The sequence below is a fragment of the Actinotalea sp. genome (assembly GCF_041597215.1).
In the GTDB taxonomy this organism is placed as follows: Bacteria; Actinomycetota; Actinomycetes; order Actinomycetales; family Cellulomonadaceae; genus Actinotalea.
In genome coordinates, this window is sequence record NZ_JBFHHB010000270.1 from 1 (window position 1) to 4,080 (window position 4,080).

The window sequence follows — 4,080 nt, forward strand, 5'->3', positions numbered from 1 at the left end:
GCCCAGCTTCTGGGTGCGCAGCACGATCGCCTCGTCGCGGTAGAGGCTCACCCCGCCATTCTCCCCTGCGCACCGACACGGTGCCCGGCAGGCACGCCCGCGCAGGGCCACCGGCCGAAATAGCCGCGACGGGGCGGGCACCGCGTCGGTAGCGTCCCGACCAGCAGAGCGCACCGACCCCAGGACGGAGACCAGCCATGGATGCCAGCACCCGGACCACCCGTTTCCCCGGCCGGCGGCACCACGAGCTCCCGGCCCGTCGAAAGGCCGACCGTTGGACCCCTCCTCTTCTCACCTGACCACTGACCTCTCGCTGGGACGCGTCGTCCGTGTGGACCGCGGCTCCTGCGAGGTCGTCCTCGACGGCACGCCCTCGACCCCGCTCACCGCACCCTGGTCGGCGGCGGTCACTCGCGCGGCAGCCGTCGACCCCGCCGCCACCCCGGCCGCGGGCGACTGGGTGCTGCTGGGCCCAGGCGCCCGCGACGGCGAACGACAGCTCGTGGAGATCCGGCCCCGCCGGACCGAGCTCCGCAGGCTCTCCGTGGCCGGCACCTCCCGATCTCAGGTGCTCGCGGCGAACGCCGACGTGGTGGCCGTCGTGCAGGCCATGGTCCCCGATCTCGACCTGGGTCGGATCGAGCGCCTCCTGGCCCTGGCCTGGGCCTCCGGTGCGCGACCGGTGGTGCTGCTCACCAAGGCCGACCTGCACCCCGATCCCGACCGCGCGGTACGGGAGGTCCGGCCCTGCGCGCCGGGCTGCGAGGTGCTCGCCGTCGCCGCGACCCTCGGCGACGGCCTCGACCCCGTGCGCGGCTGGCTCCGCGAGGGCGCCACCATCGCCCTGCTCGGTGCCTCGGGCGTGGGCAAGTCCACCCTGCTCAACACCCTGGTCGGGGAGGACGTCATGCCCACCCGTTCTCTCGGGGCCGAGGGCAAGGGCCGGCACACGACCGTGACGCGCGAGCTGCACGCCGTGCCGGGCGGGGGCGCCGTGATCGACACCCCGGGGCTCCGCTCGGTCGGGCTCCAGGGCGACGAGGACCTCGACAGCCTCTTCGCCGAGATCTCAGCCCTCGCCGCGCACTGCCGGTTCACCGACTGCGGTCACACGGTCGAGCCGGGCTGCGCCGTCCTCGCCGCCGTCGCCGACGGAACCGTGCCCGCCCGGCGCTGGGAGAGCCACCGCGCGCTGGAGCGCGAGGCGTCCTTCCAGGCCCGCCGGGTGGACGTGCGGCTCCGGTCGGAGTACCGGAAGGAGATCCGTCGCGGAGCCAGGGCACGGCGACGAGAGCACCCGCACGGGTAGTGCGCGGTCCTGGTCCCGGTGCTCTTCCGGGACCAGGACCGGGACTCAGCGCAGCGAGCGGTTCACCGCGGAGATGATCGCCTTGAACGACGCGGTGGTGATCGACGGGTCGATCCCCACTCCCCACAGGACCTGGTCCCCCACCGCGCACTCGACGTACGCGGCGGCCGTGGCGTCCCCGCCGGTCGACAGCGCGTGCTCGGCGTAGTCGAGGATCTCCACCGAGGTCCCGAGGCCGGCCAGCGTCTGCACGAAGGCGTCGAGCGGACCGTTCCCGCTGCCCTCCAGCGTCCGCTCCACGCCGTCGTCGACCACGTCGACGGCGAGCTTGTCGGGGCCGTCCTCGACCGAGACCGTCCTCGACCCCCGCAGCGCGAACCTGCCCCACGGCTCGAGCCCGCTGCTCGGGTCTGCCGGCAGGTACTCGTCGGTGAAGACGCGCCACAGGTCGTCCGCCGTCACCTCGGCGCCCGAGGTGTCGGTGTAGACCTGGACCACGCGGGAGAACTCGATCTGCAGCCGGCGCGGCAGGTCCAGGTGCCGCTCGTTCTTCATCAGGTACGCCATCCCGCCCTTGCCGGACTGGGAGTTCACCCGGATGACGGCCTCATACGACCGGCCGACGTCCTTCGGGTCGATCGGCAGGTAGGGCACCGCCCACTCGAGGTCGTCGACCTCGACGCCCTCGGCGGCCGCGCGGACGGACATCGACTCGAAGCCCTTCTTGATCGCGTCCTGGTGCGATCCGGAGAAGGCCGTGTAGACGAGGTCGCCTCCGTAGGGGTGCCGCTCGTGGACGGGCAGCTGCGTGCAGTGCTCGACGGTGCGCCGCACGTGGTCGATGTCCGAGAAGTCGATCTGCGGGTCGATGCCCTGGCTCGCCAGGTTCATGCCCAGCGTCACCAGGCAGACGTTCCCGGTCCGCTCACCGTTGCCGAACAGGCAGCCCTCGATGCGGTCGGCCCCCGCCAGGTAGCCGAGCTCCGCGGCGGCGACTGCCGTGCCGCGGTCGTTGTGCGGGTGCAGCGACAGGACGACGTGCTCGCGGTGGTGCAGGTGGCGGCTCATCCACTCGATCGAGTCCGCGTAGAGGTTGGGGGTCGCCATCTCGACGGTCGCCGGCAGGTTGATGATCACCGGCTTCGCCGCCGTCGGCTGGAACACGTCGAGAACGGCGTTGCACACACGGACCGCGAACTCGAGCTCGGTTCCCGTGTAGGACTCCGGGGAGTACTCGTAGAACACCTCGGTGTCGGGGATGAGCTCCTCGTACTTCTTGCACAGGTGCGCCCCGGAGACGGCCAGGTCGAGCACGCCGTCCTCGTCGGTACGGAACACGACCTCGCGCTGCAGCGTGCTCGTCGAGTTGTACAGGTGCACGATCGCGTTCTTCGCGCCGGCGATCGACTCGTAGGTGCGCTCGATGAGGTGCTCGCGTGCCTGCGTGAGCACCTGGATCACGACGTCGTCCGGGATGCGGTTCGTCTCGATGAGCATGCGGACGAAGTCGAAGTCCGTCTGCGAGGCGGACGGGAACCCGACCTCGATCTCCTTGTAGCCCATGTCGACGAGCAGCTCGAACATCCGCAGCTTGCGCTCGGGGTTCATCGGCTCGATGAGGGCCTGGTTGCCGTCGCGCAGGTCGACGGCGCACCAGCGCGGGGCGACCTCGGCATGCTTGGTCGGCCAGGTGCGGTCGGGCAGGTCGACGACGAACTGCTCGTGGTACGGCCGGTAACGGTGCACCGGCATCGGCGAGGGCTGCTGCGCGTTGGTGGCAGCGGGGGCGTCAGGGGTGATGGTCATCGTGATCCTCGTGGTGCGCTCGGGTTCAGGTCGCGGCCAGGGACGCCGAACCACCGCGGCGAGGATCCGGCCTAGAAGGCCTCGCCGCGGCGACCAAGAAGCAGACCAGGCTGCCCGAGAAGGAGGTGGCGCACGGTCGACACCTTACCCCGCTGTCGCGCGGTGTCGACCACCACTATCCGCAGAACTCCCCGAGACCCTCCTCACGGGTCCCACCACAGCTGTCGCCGAAGCGCTCGTACTCCGAGTCGAAGGGCGCCGCGAAGTACAGGTCGTCACAGGCGACCATGTCACCGGCGGCGCAGGCGTCCCACAGCGCGTCGAGCTCGGGGTCGTCACCGTAGGTGGTGACGCCCTCGTCGAAGGAGTAGTCCGGCTCCTCGCCGTTGAACACCGCACAGCTGCCCGCGGCCTCGTCGACCCGACCGCCGCAGCTCCCGCCGAAGGCCTCATAGTCCGAGCCGATGGCGGACGACAGGTAGAGCTCGTCGCAGGCCGACCAGTCCTCCGCCTCGCACTGGTCCCACAGCGCGTCGAGCTCGGCGTTGTCGCCGTACTCCTGGCCGGAGCCGAACATCGTCTCGGCCGCGGAGGAGGCCGTGGAGGAGTAGGACTCGATGGCGCCACCGACAAGGGCCCTGAGCGCGAACGCCGCTCCCACCCCGAGGAGCAGCAGCACCCCGAGCACGATCGCGACGATGATCAGGACCTTCTTGCCGTTGGAGCTCGGCGGGGTCCCGGCGGGCTGGTAGCCGTAGGGCTGACCGGGCTGGCCCGGCTGGCCCTGCCACGCCTGCTGGGGTGCGGGCTGGCCCGCCTGGCCCTGCCAGGGCTGCTGCTGGGCCGGCTGGCCCTGCCAGGGCTGCTGCTGCCCCGGCTGCTGGCCGGGCTGGCCCTGCCACGGCTGTTGCTGGGCCGGCTGGCCCTGCCACGGCTGCTGCGGCGCCGGCTGACCGGGCTGGCCC

General features: G+C 71.6%; 3 protein-coding genes. 1 reads left to right on the plus strand and 2 read right to left on the minus strand.

What is annotated here, in order from left to right; all coding sequences use genetic code 11:
• The first annotated feature begins 274 nt into the window (after positions 1 to 274).
• Positions 275 to 1,309: a ribosome small subunit-dependent GTPase A gene (gene rsgA, locus ABWK99_RS14355; protein WP_372595382.1), complete on the plus strand. Its 1,035-nt coding sequence runs from the start codon at positions 275 to 277 to the stop codon at positions 1,307 to 1,309.
• A 45-nt stretch (positions 1,310 to 1,354) separates the two neighbouring features.
• On the opposite strand, the gene leuA is transcribed toward rsgA, so the two are convergent.
• Together leuA and ABWK99_RS14365 are read right to left on the minus strand one after the other, a co-directional pair.
• Positions 1,355 to 3,115 (minus strand): 2-isopropylmalate synthase, encoded by a 1,761-nt coding sequence (leuA, locus tag ABWK99_RS14360; RefSeq protein ID WP_372595383.1) that lies wholly within the window; start codon positions 3,113 to 3,115, stop codon positions 1,355 to 1,357.
• A gap of 175 nt (positions 3,116 to 3,290) precedes the next feature.
• Positions 3,291 to 4,080, minus strand: a 790-nt coding sequence (locus ABWK99_RS14365; RefSeq protein ID WP_372595384.1) for a hypothetical protein, incomplete at its 5' end; no start/stop codon positions are given.